This window comes from Kineococcus sp. G2 (genome assembly GCF_037154035.1).
Classification (GTDB): Bacteria; Actinomycetota; Actinomycetes; order Actinomycetales; family Kineococcaceae; genus Kineococcus.
This window is the reverse complement of the sequence record NZ_JBBBEM010000099.1, coordinates 1-4,294: the sequence shown is the minus strand read 5'-3', so window position 1 is coordinate 4,294 and position 4,294 is coordinate 1. Positions and strand designations below refer to the sequence as shown.

Genomic DNA, 4,294 nt, shown 5'->3' with positions numbered 1-4,294 from the left:
CGGCACGCGCGCGTCCACGGCGCGGCGCACCCGCCGGGCGTCGTGGGCGAGGGCGGCGGCCTGCGCCAGCTGCAGCCCGGCGCGCGCGCTGCGCAGCGCGGCCGCGTCGGGCGCACCGACCAGGTGGTCCTCCATGCAGACGGCGTCCAGGACGCCGGCCCACCAGGCGCGCTCCACCTCCGCGGTCAGGTCCACGCCGCCCGCGCCGCCCCATCGGGCGCCGAGGTCCTCCAGGAGGGGTTGCCAGCCGGCGGCGGCGAGCTCGTCGAGGAGCACGGTGCGCTCGGGCAGGTCGTCCAGGGCGGCGGCGTCGGCGGCCAGGGAGCGCAGCAGCGCGGTCAGCTCCGGCAGGGGCACGGCCAGCAGCGAGCCGGCCTCGACGCGGTCCCCGCCGACCTCGCCGAGCAGCCGCTGCGGCAGGACGCGCTCGAGGTCGAGCAGGTCGGCGCGCAGGGCGGCGACGGCCGTGCACAGCTCGTCCAGGCCGTCGGGGACGTGGGGTGCGGCCTCGCGCACGGCGACGCGCTGCCAGCTGAGCCGCTGCGCGCGCGCCCGCTGCAGCCAGTCGTGCAGCTCGGCGGTGCTCTCCGGCTCCGCGGAGGGCAGCAGCAGGGCGCGCGCCCGGCGGCGCAGCCGCCAGCGCGCCAGCGCCCCCATGCGCACGCCGTTCTCCCGCCGCCACTGGGCGGTGGCGGTGGCGGCGGCCGGGTCGCCGAGGGGCTGGGTGAACACCTCGGGCCCGAAGCGCTCGACGCTGGCCCGCACCCCCTCCAGCAGCTCCACCCGAGCGTCCGCCTCGGCCACGGAGGCGGCTCCCCGCAGCCCCGCGGCGTCGCAGACGGTGGCCATGAGGGCCCGGGCGGCGGGGAGGGTGCGCTCCAGCGCCGAGCGCACCCGCGCCAGGGCGTCCTCGGCCGCGCGGGGGGTGCGCAGCGGTGCGTCCGCCCACGGGGTGCTCGCCCCGCTCACCTCGAAGGCGCCCAGCTCGACGGCGCGGCGCAGCCGCGCCGCCCACACCGGCAGGTCCTCGCGGCGGCAGTCGGCGAGCGCCCGGCCGCGCAGGCGCCGGGTCGTGGTGGCCGGCACGTCGCGCTCGGCGAGCTCGGCGAGCGCCTCCATCGCGTCGTGGGCGCTGACGCCCCACGGCTCGCGCGGGCGGTGCAGGGCTCGGGCGTGCTCGTCCAGGGCCGCGGCGGCACCGGGAGCCTCCGGCCGGGGGGACTGCGGGCCGGTGGTGCCGGTGCGGGCGGCGAGCTCGGCGCGGGCGGCGCGGGTCTGCTCGCGCACGTCGGCGAGCACGGCGGCGGCGTCCAGCTCGGCGGTCGCGTGCAGCACGAGGCGGCCCAGGCCGTGCTCGCGCAGGCGCTCGTCGACGGCGCGGCGCTCGGCGGCGGAGTCGGCCACGAGCAGGGTGGTGCGCCCCGCCGCGGCCTCGGCGGCCACGATCGCGGCGGCGACCTGGGTGGCGCCGGTGCCGGCGGGCGCCTCCAGCCGCAGGTCGGACCCGGCCAGGACGTGCTCGACGGCGCGCAGCTGCCACGGGTCCAGCGCCAGCCCGGTGCGGTCCGCCGCCGGGGCGTCACCGCCGGTCGGCGGCGCACCGGCGGGGGTGACGGGCACCTGCTCGGCCAGGGCCCGCACGACGCGGTGCCCGCGCACGTCCGCGCCGTGCTCGCGCAGGTGGGCGAGCAGGTCCGAGCCGGGGTCGGTGAAGGTGCTCAGCAGCAGGCGGCGCTCCACCCTCAGCCCCCGGGCGCCGGCCAGCTGGCGGCGCACCTCCTCCAGGGCGGGCTCGGGGTCGAAGCCGCGGTGGCTGCCCACGGCGCGCGCCACGCGGGGGGCGTCCAGCTCCACGCCCAGCTCGGCGCGCGCGGTGCGCACCAGCACGGGGTTGACGAGGACACCGGGGTCGAGCTGCACCACGAAGTCGTCCTGCGCGCCGCCCACCGGTGTCAGGGAGCAGCGGCGCAGCAGCAGGGGGGTGCGGCGCGCGGGGCCGCGCGGGGGGACCCAGGTGACGGTGCCCACGGCCACGGCCAGGGCGCGGGTGCCGCGCTGGGCGAGCAGGACGGCGGCGCGGCGGTGGGTGCTGCGGGCGCGGCGGCGGGCGTCGGCGAAGGCGCCGGACTCGCGCACGAGGCTGGACAGCGGCGCCGGCCCCCCGGCCAGCAGCTGCGCCAGCCCGGAGGGGTGCGCGGTGGTCAGGTCCAGGCCCGCGTCGGGCCCGTCGGGGTGGTCCAGCAGGGTGGACGTGCCGCCGAGCGCCTCCGCCTGCGCCCACCACCGCCGTCGGGTCGCGTCGGCGGTGGGGCGTGCGGCGTCGTTCACGCCCTCCACAGTAGGCGCGCGGTCGGGCCGCCGAGCGCCCTCGCCGCGCCGGGAGCGCTCAGCGCGCCGGCAGGGGTGAGCCGCCGCCCGGCGCGGAGGGGGCGGTGGGCGGGGCGCTCGGGGCGGGGGTGGTGCTGCGGGCGAGGACGACGAGGGTGACGTCGTCGCGGGCCCGTCCGCCGCTGAAGCGGCGGGCGACGTCGAGGGCCTCGTCGACGAGGGTCTGCGGGGTCAGCTCGGGCAGGCGCGAGAGCGCCTCGAGGACGCCCTCGACGCCCAGCTCGTCGGTGCTGCCGCTGGGGCGGGCCTCGGTGAGCCCGTCGGTGTAGACGACGAGCATCGAACCGGGCGCCAGGGAGGCGGTGCCGGTGCTCCAGGCGCCGGGCACGTCCAGGTGCAGCCAGGACAGCAGTGGGCCGGTGGCCTCCAGCTCCGAGACCAGCCGCACGGCGGGCCCGTCGGCGCCGGGGTCGGAGCGCAGCACCAGCGGTGCGGGGTGCCCGGCGTTGGCGTACCGCACGAGCCCGGAGTCGGGGTCGACGACGGCGACGACGCAGCTGGCGAAGCGCTCGGCCTCGTCGGTGAAGACGCGCGCGGCCATGGCCAGCGCCAGGTCCGGCTCGGGCGCCAGGTGCAGGGCGGCCTCCAGGAGGCGCTTGAGCTGGATGGCGACGATGCCGGCGCGCGCGCCGTGCCCGGAGACGTCGGCGACGACGACGGCGTAGCGGCCGTCCTGCAGCGGCAGCACGTCGTACCAGTCTCCGGCGAGCAGGCCCTCGGCGGGGCGCAGGGCGGCGGCGGCGGACCAGCCGGCGAGGACGGGCAGGTCGTGGGCGGCGAGCTGGTCGCGGACCTCGGCGACGAGGGGCTGGCCCTGGGCGAGGGCCTCGCGGGCGGAGACGGCGTCGGCGAGCTCGTCGAGGATGCGCCGGCGCATCGTCTCGGCGGAGTGCGCCACGGCGGCCAGCTCGGGGGGCCCGGCCAGCCCCACCGGGGTCTGCAGGTCGCCGCCGCCGACGCGCAGCATCTGCTGGGAGAGCATGTCGAGGGGGCGCAGGACCCAGCGGCGCACGAGGTGCAGGACGGTGGGGACCATCAGCAGGGCGACGGCCAGGACGAGGACCTGCACGAGCTGGAAGCGGTCGACGTCCTCCAGCGCCTCCTCGCCCGCGGCGATCCGCTGGTCGCCGAGCACGCCGGTGAGCTGCTCCGCACCCCGGTAGGCGGCGCGGAAGTACCGGCTGGCGGGGGCGTTGGCGAGGGTGCGCGCCAGCGCCTCCGGATCGCCGGTGGCCTTGACGCGGGCCTGCTCGGCGAGGACGGCGCGCCAGGCGTCGACCTCGGAGACGATCTCCTCGACCTGGTCGGTGACCCCGGCGGCGCCGAGGTCCGCCGCTCGCTGCTGCAGCTCGCCCTCGCGGGCCGCGAGGGCGGTGAGCAGGTCGGCGCGCTCGCGCGCGCGGGTGGCCTGCTGGGTGGCGTCGGCGTTGAGGACGTAGGCGGAGTGGGCGGCCTGCGCCTCGACGAGGGTGGTGCGGAAGTCGTCCACGCTCTCGGCGACGTGCCTCCACTGCTCCTGGTCGGCGCGCCGTCCCTCTCCCTCGCCGGTGGTCCGCGCCAGGCTCTGGGCGAGCACCACGGTGAGCGCGAGGGAGATGAGCAGGAAGACGCCCGCCATCGCGGAGACGCGCCGCTGCAGGGTGGTGCGCAGCATGAGGTGGTGCCAGCGCTGCACGAGCCGCTTCAGCGTGCACCTCCTCCTCCGGCGGCGGGGCCTGTCCCCGCCGGGACCGCATCGTCACACCTTGTCACCTCCCGGTGGGGTGGGGCACGACTCACCGAGCACGGGCCGGGCCGCTGGGGTAGACGTAGGCGGGTGGCCGACTCCCCCGCTCCCCTGGACTCCCCCGGGTCGCCCGCCCTGCGCTGGCCGGCCTCCCTGACGCTGGTGCGGCACGGGCAGAGC

The 4,294-nt window shown here is 79.3% G+C and carries 1 protein-coding gene and 1 pseudogene; both read right to left on the bottom strand.

Translation table 11 applies throughout. The features are described from left to right. Positions 1 to 2,328 (bottom strand): annotated as a pseudogene (locus tag V9U69_RS14465) (hypothetical protein); the annotation flags it as partial. Between the two features lie 58 nt (positions 2,329 to 2,386). Continuing rightward, positions 2,387 to 4,063, bottom strand: coding sequence for a PP2C family protein-serine/threonine phosphatase (locus tag V9U69_RS14460; RefSeq protein ID WP_337062551.1), 1,677 nt, complete (start codon positions 4,061 to 4,063; stop codon positions 2,387 to 2,389). Positions 4,064 to 4,294: the final 231 nt, after the last annotated feature.